General features: G+C 35.3%; 15 protein-coding genes and 1 pseudogene. 1 reads left to right on the top strand and 15 read right to left on the bottom strand.

Annotated elements, in window-relative coordinates:
• Window positions 1-18 precede the first annotated feature (18 nt).
• From EGX70_RS01495 to miaA, 14 genes are all read right to left on the bottom strand, one after another.
• Window positions 19-612, bottom strand: a complete 594-nt coding sequence (locus tag EGX70_RS01495) for a dTDP-4-dehydrorhamnose 3,5-epimerase family protein (protein ID WP_000139159.1) — start codon at window positions 610-612, stop codon at window positions 19-21.
• On the bottom strand, window positions 612-1,481 hold the full coding sequence (rfbA, locus tag EGX70_RS01490; RefSeq protein WP_000676112.1) for a glucose-1-phosphate thymidylyltransferase RfbA: 870 nt from the start codon (window positions 1,479-1,481) through the stop codon (window positions 612-614). Before rfbA ends, EGX70_RS01495 begins: the two co-directional genes overlap by 1 nt.
• Window positions 1,482-1,539: 58 nt before the next feature.
• The gene (locus EGX70_RS01485; protein WP_000716830.1) at window positions 1,540-2,643 is read right to left on the bottom strand and encodes an FAD-binding oxidoreductase; all 1,104 of its coding nucleotides are present in this window, start codon (window positions 2,641-2,643) and stop codon (window positions 1,540-1,542) included.
• 8 nt (window positions 2,644-2,651) lie between these two features.
• Window positions 2,652-3,440, bottom strand: coding sequence for a Nif3-like dinuclear metal center hexameric protein (locus EGX70_RS01480; protein ID WP_000647414.1), 789 nt, complete (start codon window positions 3,438-3,440; stop codon window positions 2,652-2,654).
• Window positions 3,430-4,113 carry a tRNA (adenine(22)-N(1))-methyltransferase TrmK gene (locus tag EGX70_RS01475; protein ID WP_000365677.1) on the bottom strand — a complete coding sequence of 228 codons (684 nt, stop codon included), beginning with the start codon at window positions 4,111-4,113 and terminating at the stop codon, window positions 3,430-3,432. Before EGX70_RS01475 ends, EGX70_RS01480 begins: the two co-directional genes overlap by 11 nt.
• Window positions 4,114-4,216: 103 nt before the next feature.
• Window positions 4,217-4,897 carry a DnaD domain-containing protein gene (locus EGX70_RS01470; RefSeq protein WP_000221657.1) on the bottom strand — a complete coding sequence of 227 codons (681 nt, stop codon included), beginning with the start codon at window positions 4,895-4,897 and terminating at the stop codon, window positions 4,217-4,219.
• Window positions 4,898-5,014: 117 nt separating this feature from the next.
• On the bottom strand, window positions 5,015-5,533 hold the full coding sequence (locus tag EGX70_RS01465) for an adenine phosphoribosyltransferase (protein ID WP_000365343.1): 519 nt from the start codon (window positions 5,531-5,533) through the stop codon (window positions 5,015-5,017).
• 122 nt (window positions 5,534-5,655) lie between these two features.
• The gene (locus EGX70_RS01460; RefSeq protein ID WP_001247509.1) at window positions 5,656-8,220 is read right to left on the bottom strand and encodes a GBS Bsp-like repeat-containing protein; all 2,565 of its coding nucleotides are present in this window, start codon (window positions 8,218-8,220) and stop codon (window positions 5,656-5,658) included.
• Between the two features lie 151 nt (window positions 8,221-8,371).
• Window positions 8,372-10,570, bottom strand: coding sequence for a single-stranded-DNA-specific exonuclease RecJ (recJ, locus tag EGX70_RS01450; RefSeq protein ID WP_000622227.1), 2,199 nt, complete (start codon window positions 10,568-10,570; stop codon window positions 8,372-8,374).
• On the bottom strand, window positions 10,567-11,328 hold the full coding sequence (locus EGX70_RS01445) for an SDR family oxidoreductase (RefSeq protein ID WP_000124587.1): 762 nt from the start codon (window positions 11,326-11,328) through the stop codon (window positions 10,567-10,569). The genes recJ and EGX70_RS01445 overlap by 4 nt, the downstream gene beginning before the upstream one ends.
• 1 nt (window position 11,329) lies before the next feature.
• Window positions 11,330-12,259 carry a ribonuclease Z gene (rnz, locus tag EGX70_RS01440; RefSeq protein WP_000405388.1) on the bottom strand — a complete coding sequence of 310 codons (930 nt, stop codon included), beginning with the start codon at window positions 12,257-12,259 and terminating at the stop codon, window positions 11,330-11,332.
• 41 nt (window positions 12,260-12,300) lie between these two features.
• Window positions 12,301-12,948 carry a cystathionine beta-lyase gene (locus EGX70_RS01435; protein ID WP_000568324.1) on the bottom strand — a complete coding sequence of 216 codons (648 nt, stop codon included), beginning with the start codon at window positions 12,946-12,948 and terminating at the stop codon, window positions 12,301-12,303.
• Window positions 12,941-14,179: a GTPase HflX gene (gene hflX, locus EGX70_RS01430; protein ID WP_000573351.1), complete on the bottom strand. Its 1,239-nt coding sequence runs from the start codon at window positions 14,177-14,179 to the stop codon at window positions 12,941-12,943. The genes EGX70_RS01435 and hflX overlap by 8 nt, the downstream gene beginning before the upstream one ends.
• A gap of 90 nt (window positions 14,180-14,269) precedes the next feature.
• On the bottom strand, window positions 14,270-15,160 hold the full coding sequence (gene miaA / locus EGX70_RS01425) for a tRNA (adenosine(37)-N6)-dimethylallyltransferase MiaA (protein WP_001226486.1): 891 nt from the start codon (window positions 15,158-15,160) through the stop codon (window positions 14,270-14,272).
• Window positions 15,161-15,270: 110 nt separating this feature from the next.
• On the opposite strand from miaA, the gene EGX70_RS01420 reads away from it, so the two are divergent.
• A complete protein-coding gene (locus tag EGX70_RS01420) occupies window positions 15,271-15,447 on the top strand; it encodes a DUF3042 family protein (protein ID WP_000239229.1) in 177 nt (58 codons plus the stop codon).
• A gap of 41 nt (window positions 15,448-15,488) precedes the next feature.
• Here the strand turns inward: EGX70_RS01420 and EGX70_RS01415 are convergent.
• Window positions 15,489-16,406: pseudogene (locus EGX70_RS01415) on the bottom strand (TDT family transporter).
• Window positions 16,407-16,460 lie beyond the last annotated feature (54 nt).

Below are 16,460 nucleotides of genomic sequence, written 5' to 3'. Positions count from 1 at the left end.
CTTTTAAGAAGTTGAAAATTATAAATCTTCCTTCTTCAAAGGTTTTACATCTTTGAGAAGCGGGTGATTCTTATCTGCTTCTGAGACTTCTGCTTCTTCAAGGTTTTCCCACTGAATGCCTAGATTTGAATCTGCATAGTTAACGAAAGCATATTTTGGTTTGAGTTCAAGTGCCCAATAATCGTTAACGAGATAAGTATAAGCTGCTTTATCTGAAAGAACTTGGAAACCATTAGCAACGCCGCGTGGAACAAAGATACCTTTTGAGGCATCGATAATCGTTTGGTAAACGTTCCCAAAACTGTCACCTTCACGGAGGTCAACCCAAGTACCGATCACACGTCCTTCATCAGCGATCGAAACATATTTATCCCAAGGCTCTGCATGGAGACCTCGTAAAGTATTTTTTTTGTTAAACGAAATATTATTTTGTAGTTTGTCTGCCTCAAAGAAGCTTTCTGGGAAACCAAGCGGTATCATTTTTTCTTTTTGAAAGTTCTCTTTGAACCATCCACGGTTGTCTCCACGAACGGGAATATCGAATTCCAACAATCCAGGAATGGCTTCAATTGGGCGACAAGTTAATTCTTTATCAAAAAATTGTTCAGTCATTAGGCTTCTCCAATCAAACGAAGTAGGTATTGACCATACTCATTTTTCTTAAGTGGTTGTGCCAACTCAAGGACTTGTTCACGAGTGATGTAGCCCATGCGGTAAGCAATTTCCTCAAGGTTAGCAACTTGAACGTTTTGCATGCGTTGTACTGTTTCAATATATTGTGCTGCTTCAAGAAGACTTTCGTGAGTTCCAGTGTCTAACCACGCAAATCCACGTCCCATTAACTCAACTGATAAGTCACCTCTATCAAGGTAGGCTTTGTTAACATCAGTAATTTCAAGTTCTCCACGAGGACTTGGCTTAATATTTTTAGCTATTTCAACCACATCGTTATCATAGAAATAAAGACCTGTGACAGCATAATTAGACTTAGGTTGCGCTGGTTTTTCTTCAATAGAAATGGCATTCATATCAGTATCAAACTCGACAACACCAAAACGTTCTGGATCTTTTACTTGATAGCCAAAGACGGTTGCTCCACTTTCTTTACTGGCTGCACGTTGTAGCATTGCAGATAAACCTGGTCCATGATAAATATTATCACCTAATACTAAGGCAACGTGATCATCGCCAATAAAATCTTCACCGATAATGAAGGCCTGTGCTAACCCATCTGGGCTTGGTTGTTCAGCATAAGAAAGAGAGATTCCTAATTCTGAACCATCTCCAAGCATATCTTCAAAGCGAGGCAAATCTTGTGGAGTAGAAATAATCAGTATTTCTTTTATTCCTGCCAACATCAAAACTGACAATGGATAATAAATCATTGGTTTATCATAAATTGGCATCAATTGTTTTGATGCAGCACGAGTTAATGGGTACAAGCGAGTACCTGAACCTCCCGCTAAAATAATACCTTTCATAGTAAGGTCTCCTTATTTATATTAATCCTACATATTATAACACTTTTTTTAAACGCTATCATCTACTAATCTTTTTCACGTATTTCGTAATATCGTAATCCTCTAAATTTAGCTGATTTTCTTTATTTAAGATTAATTGACATAATTCATAACCAATTAATGGGCCTACTGTTAAGCCAGTTGATCCTAATCCACTTGCAGCATATGCACCCTCCATACAAGGGACAGGGCCAAAAAATGGAGAAAAATCACTTGTATAGGCACGAATTCCAACACGTTCAGAAGTCGTATCTGCTTTTTTTAATTGCGGAAAATAGCCAATAGCTTGCTCTTCAAACTTGTCTAAGACTTTAAAATCAATGCTTAAATCAAAAGCCATATCATTTTCGTGACTTGCACCTATAGAGACTTTACCATTATCAAATGGGATAATATCTAGCTCACCTTCTGGCATTACAACAGGATATTTTCCTGTATTAATATTGCTAAAATAATAGTCTCGCAATTGCCCTTTTTGAGGGCGAACATCTACCTGATAGTTGTGCTCATCTAATATCTTAGCTAGCCAGGCTCCACTCGCTAAAACAAGTTTATCAAAATCAATTCCTTGAACACGAAAGCCATTATCAGTTATCGTAAAGTGAACTTCATCCTTGATGACATTAACACCACTTGCTTCTAACAATATTCGTGTTAAGTCCGCCCCTTCTACTCGTGCTCCTCCGCTCGCATAAAGTAACTGTTCATAGCCATCTAACTCAGGAAAGTGAGTATTTGCTTCACTTTTATTTAGTATTTGTAAATCGCCTATTAGAGGAGATTCTAGTCGACGTTTATCTGCTAGTGCAAATAATGACTCTAACTGACTCTCGTCCTTTTTTAATAAGAAAACACCAGTTTGCTGATAAAATTTTGTTTCAAAACCATCTTTTTGTAAATCCGTGACTAGCTTTGAATAAAAATCAGCCCCCAACCTCGCCATACGATACCAGGCTTTATTACGACGTTTTGAAAACCATGGGCTAATAATCCCCGCAGCAGCCTTAGTTGCTTGTCCAACTCCATAATCAAAAACAGTAACCTGAATATCCTTTTCTTTTGATAAGTAATAGGCTAGTGTCGCTCCGACTGCTCCTGCACCAATAATTGCTATCTTTTTCATAATAGCTCCTACATATGGTAAAAGGGATTTGTTGGAGCTTTACTCTCTAAAACTGAAATATCCCAGTCTTTTTCAAGTTTCCACTGCTCAATCATAGTAGCTATTTTAGAAACAAATAAAACCTCAATATGATGACCTGGGTCAATCGCAAGCAAACCATTTGTGATCATTTCTTGTGCAGTATGATAATAAATATCTCCCGTTACAAAAACATCTGCTCCTTTTGCAATAGCTTCTTTGTAGAAACTTTGCCCACTACCCCCACAAATAGCAACTCGTTGAATTTCAGGATTAGATTTATCATATGAAACTAAACGAACGCTATCTAAACCAAACACATCTTTAATTTTCCATGCAAAAAATTCAAAACTCTGGGGTCTAACATCACCAATGCGACCAATACCATAACCATTACTTGTTTCAGATAATATATCGGGATATTGAATATCTAATAATTCACAAAACCAGTCGTTAAGTCCATTAGGAACGATATCTATATTAGTATGGCTCACATAAACAGCAATGTCTGATTTAAGAAGGTCTATATAAATCTTATTTTGCGGTGTTGCTACCAAATCCTTTAATGGACGAAAAATAGGAGCATGCTTTACAATCAGAAGATCTACTTGACGTTCAATTGCTTCAGCTACTGTGGTCTCTCGAACATCTAAAGCTACCATGACTGTCTTTATTTCTTTATCTAAAGATCCAATTTGAAGACCTGAAATATCTCCTTCCATAGATAATTCCTGTGGACAATAAGTTTCATATACATCAATAAGTTCTCTAGCTTTCATCAAGAACCTCCTTTATATCCTGTATTTTATCTTCCAAAATAGCGCGTTCTTCAATTTTACTATTAGGAATAGAGTTTAAAGCAAAAGTTAATTTATTAAGCTCGTTTTGCCATTTTTCTTTAAAAACCGTTGTGTTATTGGATAATAAAAATGGACCAAATCGCAATTCTTTAGCAGTTAAATTCATATGACCATGCTTAACAACTAAAATTTCATAGCATTTGTCATTTTCAGTCAAGATATCTTCTGCTACTATTTCAAAATCATTTGCAGCTAACCATTTTCTTAAATCATCTTCCCGATTATTAGGTTGTAAGACTAGTGTTTTAACGTGCTGAAGTTTGTCTATATCGTTATTCAAAATATCAGCAATCAAACGACCACCCATTCCACAGATAGTTATCGTATCAATATTATCTGCTTCTTCAAAAGCTGACAAACCATTTGCTAAGCGAACATCTATCTTTGAAGTGAGACCATGTTCTGAAACGTTTTTCAACGCAGACTGATACGGTCCATTCACCACTTCACCAGCAATGGCAAAATCACAGTATCCCATCTGCAACAAAAAAATAGGTAAGTAAGCATGATCACTTCCTACATCTAATAACCGAGCTCCTTTTGGAACATAGTTTGCAACTTTTTGTAATCGTTTTGATAATTGTAAATCCATTGTATTTCCTTCAGTTTTTCTCTATTAAAAGTATAACATCATTAACATCAAAAGAAAAGGAGCAGACCTAATGTATCAACCATTCTGTCTCCTCCTAGTAAACTTATTCCCATAAATTCATTGCATTTTTAAAATCATCCGAAATCGCTAAATCTTTCATTTGGTTATCTTCACGTGCTTGTTTTCTCTCTTCAATTTGTCGAAGTGTCGTCAATCCTTCACGCCGCCAGTTGCGAAGGATAGCATTGATATAATTCCAACTTGTTTTCCCATTGAAAACCGCTTCTCTAAGAGCTGCCCTAACAATATCAGGATCTGTCTGATCTTCTTGCAGTGTCTTTTGTAAATCTTCTAATTCAAAAGGACTTAATAAGCGACCTAATTCACGTTCGAAGTCTCCTACTAAATCTTTCAGACGATTCGAATCAGAGGTTTTATTGTCTATTATTACTTGATTATCCTCTTCGAAAAGTTTATCTAATTTAGCAAACACAGGGCTTGTATCAAAGATAATCTCGATTTCATGATTCAACTCAATTGTTTTGACATCTAGTAAACCTTGACTTGTTAAATTCGATATAGAACGATTGATATCTGCCACTGTTTTATCAAGTGATGTCGCAATACGGCTCGGTGTTAGATCGGATAAATTAGTTGTATTTTGTAAATAGAAAAATTGCCAAACTAAAAAATCGTCTGCTGTCTTAAAAATAGATTTAAAGTGAAAAAATAAAGCACTTGGTAGAGTCAATTGCCCTGACTGATATTGTTCCAAATAAGTCATAACCTTTCAAATCCTCTCTATCGTCCTAAAATTATGAAATGTGTAACAAAAAGCACCTCTCAACTATTATCATAGCACTTAGAGGCGCCCTTATCATTCATCTATCTTGAATAGGCCTTATCCTGGAAAGTTCATCAATACCTTAGTATCATAACCTTCAATAGCTTTACGACCATTTAATCCATCAAGTTCAACTAGGAAAGCACAGCCTGCGACAACGCCACCGAGTTTTTCAATCATTTCAATTGTCGCTTTTACTGTTCCACCAGTAGCTAAAAGGTCATCAACAATTAAAACACGTTGACCTGGTTTAATAGCATCTGCGTGCATTGTCAATGTATCAAGACCATATTCTTTTTCATAGTCAGCTGAAATAACTTCGCGTGGTAATTTACCTGGTTTACGGACTGGAGCAAAACCAATACCAAGAGCATAAGCAACTGGGCAACCAACAATAAAGCCACGAGCTTCTGGTCCAACAATCATATCAATATCTTTATCAGCAGCATATTGTACAATTTCACGAACAGCATAGCTGTATGCTTTACCATCAGCCATTAATGGGGAGATATCACGGAAAGTAATTCCTTCTTGAGGATAGTTTTCAATTGAAGCGATGTAATTATTTAAATCCATTTCACTTGTCTTTCTAAGGGGAAACCCCTAAAATGTTTTACTCTTCATTATATCATAAAATTAAATAAAATAGTACTGGAAACTTTAAAACCATATGCTAGTTTTGCATATGGTTTTAAAAATTAGGCATCTGTTACCTTGACAAAAGGTGCTCCAATATCAATTCTATCCTCACTATAATAGCTCTGTTCTTTCCAAAGTTGTGAAATTGGATACCAACCAGACAAGGACGGTGTGTAAGGGTCAGAGACATGTGTCAGTCCGTTATTATATCCTTTGAGAACGATTTCATGACTTCCATGAAGAACAAAAACATTATTTTGTACTGCCGCTAGGACATGATAACCATCCTTCAACGCTTGTACAAGGTTAGCTTGAGTTCCTAATGCAGTTGCAGTTACACCCCATTCTTTGGCTGCTTTTAAAATTCCTCTAGAAGTTGTTCCTTGAACACCACGATTAAATTCAACTGTCTTATGGTAAAGGTAATCTGCAATTTGCGTTGGTAAAACAGTTTCTCCTTTCAAAGAAGACAAAATCATAGCTAGAGAAGTTGGTACACAACCAGTTTCTCCTAAAGTTGCCATACCATATCTTCGACTTGCCCACCTTCCATCACGTTGGCTAAAGTAAGGAGTATTATAATTTGAATGTGCGACTTGTAGAGAAGTTTTTACCAATAATTGTTTTTGATTAGAAGCATTTTCCTGATAAACATGGATAAAGTATTTACCATTGTCTCTATGATTTGTAACATTAAATGTCAATGTAGCGTCATGATTTTTGGGTGTGACGGTATACCACTTAAGGTCATCCTGATTGTTTTTATCTGACCAAATAGCAATTTTTAAATTCCCAGGACTAATAACATTTGTCACTCGTACATTATAGTTTCCAGTTCCCTTATAGGTCGTTTGGACAGTTATAGGTATTTTAGCAGTCTCAACTAATTTAATTTCGATTGCTTCAATTCGTTTTCCTTGGTTAGTACTACCAGCGATGTCATTGTTATAAGTCCAATCCTGCCAACCATAATCTTGCATGTGAACTCGATACATCACACTATAGGTTTTCGATAGCAGACCTGTCAATCGCATCTGAATAGCTTCTACTTGTTGAGATTCATTTGGTACATTACTTTCTCTCCCTGAATTAACAACAGTTTGCCAACCTGAACCATTAAGAAAAGTTCTATATTCTATATTTCCTAGAGCTGTACTACCTAAGTTAAGTTTGATGGCTTTTATAGATTTTGAAAGTCCAATACTACCTCCTAATTGGCCTTCCAAAACCGTTGGTTTCCAACCATCTTTTTGAAGATAAGTTTGATAACTTAATCCAGGATGCTTCATTTCTAAGAATGAATGATCTGTTTGGGAACTAAAATCTGAAGCTTTAGCTACTAGTTTTACTTCCAAAGCCTCTAAACGTTTCGATTCTCCGACTGTACCTGCTACACTATTATTTTTTTGCCAAGCCATCCAACCTTTATCTTGGACGTGAGCGCGATAATAAATATCATAATTTTGTTTTAAATTCCCACTTAAGTCCAATTGAATAGCTTCTAGTCTTTTTCCTTGATAATCCTTACTTGTTTGACTACCTAAAATTTCTCCCCAACCTTTATCTTGTACATGAGTACGATAGAGAATGTCCCCATACTTCAAGGTGCTAAGAGTGAATTTTACTCCATCTAGGGCTTTGGATTCTCCTAAAGTTCCCGCCATTTGTCCTTCAAGTTTATTAGATTGCCAACCATTTTGGCCTACCTTAACCTGATAATTTAAGACAGGTCTCTCTTCCTTAAGTATAGTTGGTGTTAAAACAGATTGTCCTTTAAGGGTAAACTTTACTTCGTAAGCTTCAAGGCGCTTTGACATTTCCAAAGTCCCAGCGTAAGCTCCATTTTTAGCCCAAGCCATCCACCCGATATCTTGAACATGAACACGATAATAGACATCATATAATTTTTGTAAATTATCAGTAAGGTTAATGCTTAGTGCTTCAATAGGTTTACTCTGACCAACAGTACCACTAACTTGACCACTCTCTACTGAAGATTGCCAACCTTGTCCTTTAACATAAGTTTTATAGCTAAGTTTTCCTGTTATTCCTTCAGGTGCTTTAATAGACAATTTTATTGCCTCAACCTGCTTTTCCTGTCCTACTGTTCCTGAAACTGTTGCATTATCAACCGACTTTTGCCATCCAATATCTTGAACATGAGCAGAGTAAGTCACTGTTGGTAATTGCTTTGTTGAATTTTGTTGAGTAATAACTTCACTATCATTAGCTACTTGATTAACATTAGAATTTGTTTGATTTGCTGAGTGCTCAGCAGTACTAGCTTTTACAACAACTTTTGAGCTAGCATCAAAGGTTTTGACTGGGGTAGCTGCTATCTCTCTAGGATTAGATGAAACAGATGTAGCAAAGCCTGTTTTTATTAAAGGCTCTGCACTATTTTTCATAGCCTCCGAGGAATTAACAGGTAACGTTAACTTGGAAGTATCCGAAATAGTCTGACTGCTATCAATTTTCTCTGAGATCGTTGAAGTTACTGCTTCTGCCTGTTCTGCCTTGACATCTTGACCAATAATTGCACTACCACCTAAAATAGTAACGATACCTGCAATGACCCAAAATTTACCTTTTTTGTACATCTTTTTTCTAACGATAGGTCTCATAGATTTTATCCTCACCTTTAATATTCTTTATCAAAAATTCCATTATTTTCTTAATTTTATTATATTTTAATAATATTTGCAATATTATTATTGAAATAACTTATTTATATACCAAAAAAACCACTTAAAAAGTGGCTTCTTTAGTATATTATCAACTCATCATAAAATCATATATTTCTTTAGGTGTCCCTAAAGCCATTAATTCTTGAAACTTAACTGTCTCTTTTAATTCTTGATAAATTTGACTCTCAGAGATATCTCGCTTTTCTGCTTCTTTATTGACTGTCATAATCCCTTCTGTAATCGTAACAAAATGTAGTTCTTCAAAAATTTGAATCATTTTAATTAATAAAATATCAGGGATATGAAGGTAGGAACTGAGCTCTTTTAACTTATAACGAACGTCAAATTCTGGGAATTGATATATTGTTTTATATAAACTAGCAAACTGATCACGTGTACCATAACCAGATATAAAATAATTTTTTGGTATCTCATTTTTAAAATAGATGGCATCAAACTGTTTACCTTGAGTCATTTGTTTTAATTCTTGTGGATGATCGGGAACAGTCAAAAGAATAACTTCTTTGCTCTGCTCTTCTTGAGATAGGATTGGCACTCCATGAGGTAAGCTACTTGCTTTGCTTCTAATATCAAATAATTGAATACCGTCTACACGCGCATCCTCCAACATTAATTGTAGGGTTGTGGCACCATTCCATTGATTAACAGATAAAGTGACAGCTAACTCCAAATGTTGTGCTTGTTGGAACTCTTGTAGTTGACTCCCCATATTAAATGCTACCAAATCAAGTGCTTGTCCATCTTGTTCTAGTTTTAATTTCAGATGAGCACTGTTTTGCCCCATGACTCTAGCTTGACTCACTTTAAAATCTTTTAACAAAAAGACTGGCTTTTTATTATCCATTCCAAATGGCGCTAACTTTTCAAAATCTCTAACAGTGTCTAAACTAAGTTCGTCAAAACGTAGCTCACTATCAATTGTCAGAGTTTTTTTCTGACTCATGTCCAATTGTTTTTTAGAGATATAGTCACATAAAACTTGAGAAAGATCACCCACCTTACTTTCCTCTAAAGTCATGCCTGCTGCTCCGCTGTGACCTCCAAAAGCAATGAATAATTCTCGATGCTGGTCAAAAGCTTGAAAAATATCAAGTGCTTCTACACTTCTGGCACTTCCTTTAGCAATACCATCTTCAATATTCAAAACAATAACAGGTTGTCCAGTTCTCTCTAAAATACGACCCGCCACAATACCTAAAACCCCTGGATGCCAATTTTCTTTTGCTAAAACTTGTACAGGCTTTGTTTGATCAAGCATTTGCATAGCTTGGTCAAAGATAGTTTGAACGATTTCTTTGCGCTCTTCATTTTTTTGATCAATCATTTGGGCTATTGCTTGAGATTCTTCATCATCAAACCCTGTCAGTAATTCAATAGCTGGATTAGGGTCATCGAGTCTTCCTAAAGCGTTTAATTGTGGAGCAATTTTAAATCCAATAGTTTCTTCATTTAGTGTTTTTAAATCAATATTTGATAAAGATATTAGCTCCTGTAAGCCTATTCTTTCACTATCTTTCATAACTTCAAGTCCAGCTTTTACCATGATACGATTTTCATCAGTTAGGCTAACCATATCTGCAATCGTCCCAATAGCAACCAAATCCAACATTTCTGTCGGGATTGTTTCTAAGAGAGCACAAGCTACTTTAAAAGCAACACCACACCCTGCTAAATAAGGAAATGGATAATTAGCATCAGGATGTTCTGGGTGAATAATAGCATAAGCACAAGGTAAATCTGCTGGCATACTGTGATGATCAGTAACTACCACGTCCACACCTTGATTTTGAGCATATGCAATTGCTTCATGCCCTGCCACACCATTATCAACCGTAATGATTAATGAAACATCTTGTTGTTCAATAAAATATTTATAAACACTTTCATTGGGACCGTAACCATCTGTAAAACGATTTGGGAGATAAACCTGGACTTCAGCTCCCATCATATCTAAAGCTTCTTTCATGATTGATGCTGATGTCATTCCATCAGCATCATAGTCTCCATAAACTAAAATAGTTTCATTATTTTCAATAGCTCGTCTAATACGATTAACAGCTTTATCCATATCATTTAACAAATAAGGATCATGGAGATTTTCCAAATTAGTTTGTAAAAAATGATGTAATTCCGCTGATGTCTTAATACCTCGCGAATAAATTAAGGAAGCCACCGCTTCACTTATCTTTTCTTTTTTTGAAGCCTCAAAAAAGCCAGCGTCTGGCTTTTGGTTATTGAGGACCCAACTATACTTAGCAGATATCATTTATAATTGAATACCTTTCTGGCAAAATAATCAGCTGTTTTTGGAAATAAACTATAACATTTATGCGCAAAAGCTAATATAAAAGGAAGATTTAATTCTCTCTTATTTTTTCCAAGAATAGAAACTACTTTTTTAGCTACTTTTTCTGGTGTTAGAGCAAAACGACCTATACTTGCTAAATAATCACCACTTGGATCAGCCTGAGCAAAAAATCCTGTTTTGATTGGTCCAGGGTTTACACTTGTCACATAAACATTTTTTTCTGCTAATTCTAAACGAAGAGCATTCGAAAATCCAACGACAGCAAACTTACTAGCCCCATAAACACTAGCTTTACTTGTTGCTATGAGGCCAGCCATGCTTGCAATATTAACGATATGACCAGATTTTACAAGAGACATCTTATGTCCTATCTGACGAGCTATAGACATCGTTGCAAATGTATTCACAGCAAACATGTCTTTGACTTCTTCATCACTATAATCCCAAAATTCTTTAAAAGAACCAAATCCAGCATTATTAATTAAAATATCAATTTGACCAAATTCACCATAAATTTTTTCAATCGTGTTCGTTACAGCATTGTCATTAGTTATGTCTAGTGATAAACATAAGGTATTTGGTCTCTTTCCATAAAGCTTTTCAAGTTTTTCTCTTGATCTCCCTGTGACAATTAAATGGTCGTCTTGAGGTAATTGGTTAATAATTGCCTGTGCTAAACCACCAGAAGCACCTGTAATCAGTATCGTTCTTGCCATTTTATATACCTACTTCTTCCAAATCTCTAACAAGATGGGTATTTGAAAAAATCGTCTTTGCATCTTCTTCCATTTGCCAACAATCTCGCCCCATAAAACGAGCACTAACATGATTTAATAATAATCGTTTAGCATTTGCTTGTTTAGCGATATCAGCTGCTTGCATATTGGTTGAATGCCCATGCGATTTAGCAATTCGCTCATCACCCTTACCATAAGTGGATTCGTGAACTAAAACATCAGCGCCCAAAGCTAACCTAATACTTGCATCTGTTTTTCTAGTATCTCCCAAAATAGTGATTACTTTACCCTTTTTCGGTTCAGAAATATAATCTTTAGCAATAATTTCTCTACCATCTTCTAAGGTAACATTCTCACCATTTTTGACTTTCCCAAAAAGAGGACCAAATGGAACACCTGCTAGTTTCAATGCTTCAGCATCTAAAGTGCCCTCAAGGTCTTTTTGTACAACACGATATCCCATACAAAAGATAGTATGATCTAGCTTTTCTGCATAAACGGTAAATTTATCTGTTTCCATAATTTTTCCGAGTGATGATTCATCAAACTCGTGAAAATGGATTCGATAAGGTAAACGTGAACCTGATGTCCTTAAGCCAGTCATAACAAAACTTTTTATACCAACCGGTCCATAAATATCTAAATCTGTCTGTTCTTCATTGGCTTGAAAAGCCCGACTGGATAAAAAACCTGGAAGACCAAAAACATGGTCTCCGTGCATGTGCGTGATAAAAATTTTTTTGACTTTACGAGGTTTAATCGTGGTTTCTAAAATTTGACGTTGTGTACCCTCTCCACAATCAAACATCCAAACCTCGTTAATTTCATCTAATAATTTCAAGACTAAACTTGAAACATTACGAGCTTTCGCTGGTTGACCAGCTCCAGTTCCTAAAAATTGAATTTCCATACTTGTTGACTTTTTTATAATCCTTCCATAACTTAATAAATTTAATTAGTAGATTTAGTATCAATATAAATAACTGACTCACGTCCTTGACTAGAATAATAGTATTTACCTGACTTTGTTTTAACCAACTCTAATAGCTCTTCTTGATTGAAACTAGTTATTTTAATAATATCTTTTTTAAGTTGTAAGACATTCCCTAGTAAACTTGTTTCTGGTGTAATATTTTGAGATTCTGTTTCGTCAAAATCTATTTTTGCCATTCTGATACCAGACCGATCTTGATAGACTTTATATTGAGGAAAAATCTGTGCAATTTCTAAGAGTAACTGCGGTGTAATGACTTCTTTAACTTCAGAAAAAACACTCGCTTCTTCTTGATCATTTAGGTAAGCAAAACCAAATGATTTTCCTGATAAATTCAAACGAATAAAAGGTTTTTCTTCATCAAACGATAAATGTTTTGGAAACAAGCCCAAGGCTTTGGAAAGTTCAAAATAGTAATCAGTTGCCGCTTCTGGCCCTTGCTTTTGATATATTTCAGCAAAATAAGCATTAATCACACTAGGAGGTGGGGTGATAAAATCAAGTCGTTGTTGCTTAGAGAGGCCATCTAGTTTTTTCTCTAGATAAACTTTATCTAAGCTCGTAAAACCACCATAAGTCAAAGCTAAATCAATATAATCAATCATAAAATTCTTCCAGCTTCCATTTTTGTTTAGGAGAAATATAGCCTGTAATATTCTCGTATTCTTCTTCAAAGGTGTAGGTGTCAAGCAATGCTATTTTATTGAGATCATAGAGCTTATATGCTTGATTTTGATGCACTCTAATCGAAAATTCATCAAAGATATGTCGTATTTCATCCACAATAAGACGGCGTAATAAATCCCTACTCCCTTGTTTTTTGGCTGCAATTCTCACATTAGGAAAAGTTGTTGCATTCAGCTGCTCAGTGACATCCATCTTGTTGTATATCGCTAAACGAGGAATATCTATCATATCTAAGTCTTTAAGAATCTCCATAACAACTTTTTCGTGTTCTTCATGATTAGGGTCACTAGCATCAATAACATGAAGTAATAAATCGACATGTCGACTTTCTTCTAAGGTAGACTTGAAAGCCGCAACTAACTCTGTAGGTAAATCTTGAATAAAACCAACAGTATCTGTTAAAGTGACTTGAAATTGATTTTGTAAATAGATCTGCTTGGTTGTAGCGTCTAACGTTGCAAATAATTCATTGGCTTCATATTGCTTATCATCGGTCAAAACATTCATAATAGTTGACTTGCCAGCATTTGTATATCCAATTAATCCAATTTTGAAGGTTGTCGAATCAACACGTCTTTCTCGAACTGTCTCGCGATTTTTTTCTACAATCTTCAATTGTCTTTCGATATCAGAAATTTGATGACGAATGGAACGACGATTCAACTCTAACTGAGATTCTCCTGGACCTCGGCTTCCGATTCCCCCTGCTTGACGACTAAGCATAATACCTTGTCCAACTAAGCGTGGTAACATATATTTCAATTGCGCTAGATGAACCTGTAATTTTCCTTCATGACTTCTAGCACGCATAGCAAAGATATCTAAAATAAGTTGCATACGGTCAATAACTTTAACACCAAGTTCAGCTTCCAAATTAGAGTTTTGTCTCGGAGTCAAACGATTATTAACCACAACGGTATCAATCTCATCTGCTTCTACAATAGCTTTTATCTCCTCTAATTTACCAGATCCGATAAATGATTTACTATCATATTTATCTCTTTTTTGATAATAATGATTAACAACATTTGCTCCTGCTGTCTTAGCTAAGCTAGCAAGTTCTTCCATGGACATTTCAAAATTCTCAGTATCTTGAAGTTCTACCCCAACTAAAATAACACGTTCTTGCTCTTCTTTAGTTTCTATCACCTATAATCTCCTTTCAATATTTTTTTCTTGTTCTAAATACGTAATCTTTATTATAACATAATGCCCTTTAAATGCGAGAAACGGCTTTATTTACTTTGATGATAAAAAATCACTGACTTTTCGCTTGATTTTTTGTTGATAATTTTCCTCACCAACCATAATAAATTCGACATTCATACGGTTTCTAAACCACGTTAATTGGCGTTTTGCAAAACGTCTGGTATTTTGTTTTAGTTTATCAACAGCTTCTTCTAATGGTATTTGCTTTGAAAAGTAAGGAAATAATTCTTTATAGCCAATTCCTCTACTTGCTTGAACACTAGGGTAGTTATCGTATAGCCATTTAGCTTCATCTAAGAGACCATTGTCTATCATCAAATCAACTCGTCTATTGATACGATCATAAAGCACCTGACGATCATCATTCAATCCAATTAATAAAACATCATACGGACTTTCACTATTTTGCAAATCACTCCCAAACTTCGCCAATTCTAATGCACGGATGGCACGTCGACGATTAACTTGCGGTATAACAATGGATTGTTCTGTCAACTTTTCAAATAAATCTTCATCACTTAGAGACTCTAATTTTTCACGATAGGCCATAAGAGTTTCTTGATTGACTTCGCCTCCTAAATGATAGCCCTCAAACAAACTCTGTAAATATAGGCCAGTACCTCCAACAATAATAGGGATTTTCCCCTTAGAAATAATCGTATCAATAGCTACTTTTGCCTCTTTGACAAAATCATAAACCGAATAGTTCTCATTTACTTCACGAACATCAATCAAGTGATGATAAGCTTGTTCTTGCTCTTCTTTACTAGCTTTAGCCGTTCCGATATCTAACTTCTGATAAACTTGCTGACTATCACCACTAATGATTTCGCCATTGAAAGTTTTAGCTAATTCAATTCCTAATGCTGTCTTCCCAACCGCAGTTGGACCAACAACTGCTATAAGCTTGATTTTTCTCATGATACTTCTCAATTCTATAAAGGTTTTTACTTGAAATTTAACTAGTATTTCGTTACCATAATTATATCATAGATAGAAGCAGAGTCTTCATCATAGATTGGAGAATTATTATGGTTAAAAAATTCGCATTTGCTAAAGGAATAGCAACAGGAGTCGTTGCAACAGCTGCTACTCTTGCAGGTGCTGCATTTGCTATCAAAAAAACAATTATTGAACCTGAGGAAGAAAAAATAGCTTTTATCGAAGAAAATCGTAAAAAAGCTGCACGTAAACGTGTCTCTCATTAAACAATAACTCCCTTACTAGCTAGTAAGGGAGTTATTTTATATTAAATTGTTCGCCTTAAAAGGAAAATATAACGTACCATTACTATCATAACAATAAGAGTTGTTGTCCCAATTTCAAAGTGGACTAGCCCCTGTATATCAACTGATAATGATAGATGCTGAATACTTAATTTAAGTGAGGTAGCTGAGATAACAAGGGGGAAAGTAAAGGCTGAGAAACCTGGTGTAAAATCACCAATCAGTAATTTAGGCACCTGAAAAAGAATGAAAAAATAAAGAAATTGTGCCATTACGATTAATAGCAATAATAAACCTCTATTTGGTGACACAAAACTATTGACATATCCCGCTGTGATTAGCGACATTGGAGCGCAAATAGTAGTTATATTAGGCTTAACTGCCGAAGGTAGCCCGATTTTATATGCTTTAATGAATAGAAATGGTAATAATACTAAAGTTGCAATAAAACCATACCAAAAGACTATTTTCCCAATAGTGAATTGTCCACTAATTGGTGCTGTCAGGCTAGCTACCCCTATACCAACATAGAGGACAGACCAAGAAGGAAAAAGATTAGCCATCGAAAAGTGTCTCAAATATTTCCATGAAAAAACAGCCATATGAATGATTAACGCAATAAATGACAACCACCATACACCTTTTGACAGAACTGCTACCCATATTCCTAAACTTCTAAATAATAAGATATAGGTTGATAAAATCATACCTGCCATAAAAAAAGTAGTAAAGACAGAAGCAATCAAAGGATTGCTCAACTCCTTCCTGCTTTCTTTTTAATTTTTTAATATTCCTTTGATTAAAAAAATCCAAAAAACAAGCGCTACTAGCCCTAAACAATAGCGAAAATAGGTGCCATATCCCTCTAGAAGGTTCCCCAAAGCTAATAGCCCCAATACTAATCCCGCCATCACTAATGGTGGTTTTTCCCAATTTTTCATCATATACCTCATAAAAAAACGTTTACATCTATTATAACACAATTAGATTTTGCT

Origin of the sequence: Streptococcus sp. FDAARGOS_522, assembly GCF_003812445.1 — a bacterium.
Taxonomy (GTDB): domain Bacteria; phylum Bacillota; class Bacilli; order Lactobacillales; family Streptococcaceae; genus Streptococcus; species Streptococcus agalactiae.
This window is presented reverse-complemented; position numbering and strand designations above follow the sequence as displayed.

Coding starts and splice junctions, on each gene's coding strand:
- EGX70_RS01495 (WP_000139159.1), bottom strand. CDS start 612: ATGACTGAACAATTTTTTGATAAAGAATTAACTTGTCGCCCAATTGAA.
- rfbA (WP_000676112.1), bottom strand. CDS start 1,481: ATGAAAGGTATTATTTTAGCGGGAGGTTCAGGTACTCGCTTGTACCCA.
- EGX70_RS01485 (WP_000716830.1), bottom strand. CDS start 2,643: ATGAAAAAGATAGCAATTATTGGTGCAGGAGCAGTCGGAGCGACACTA.
- EGX70_RS01480 (WP_000647414.1), bottom strand. CDS start 3,440: ATGAAAGCTAGAGAACTTATTGATGTATATGAAACTTATTGTCCACAG.
- EGX70_RS01475 (WP_000365677.1), bottom strand. CDS start 4,113: ATGGATTTACAATTATCAAAACGATTACAAAAAGTTGCAAACTATGTT.
- EGX70_RS01470 (WP_000221657.1), bottom strand. CDS start 4,897: ATGACTTATTTGGAACAATATCAGTCAGGGCAATTGACTCTACCAAGT.
- EGX70_RS01465 (WP_000365343.1), bottom strand. CDS start 5,533: ATGGATTTAAATAATTACATCGCTTCAATTGAAAACTATCCTCAAGAA.
- EGX70_RS01460 (WP_001247509.1), bottom strand. CDS start 8,220: ATGAGACCTATCGTTAGAAAAAAGATGTACAAAAAAGGTAAATTTTGG.
- recJ (WP_000622227.1), bottom strand. CDS start 10,570: ATGATATCTGCTAAGTATAGTTGGGTCCTCAATAACCAAAAGCCAGAC.
- EGX70_RS01445 (WP_000124587.1), bottom strand. CDS start 11,328: ATGGCAAGAACGATACTGATTACAGGTGCTTCTGGTGGTTTAGCACAG.
- rnz (WP_000405388.1), bottom strand. CDS start 12,259: ATGGAAATTCAATTTTTAGGAACTGGAGCTGGTCAACCAGCGAAAGCT.
- EGX70_RS01435 (WP_000568324.1), bottom strand. CDS start 12,948: ATGATTGATTATATTGATTTAGCTTTGACTTATGGTGGTTTTACGAGC.
- miaA (WP_001226486.1), bottom strand. CDS start 15,160: ATGAGAAAAATCAAGCTTATAGCAGTTGTTGGTCCAACTGCGGTTGGG.
- EGX70_RS01420 (WP_000239229.1), top strand. CDS start 15,271: ATGGTTAAAAAATTCGCATTTGCTAAAGGAATAGCAACAGGAGTCGTT.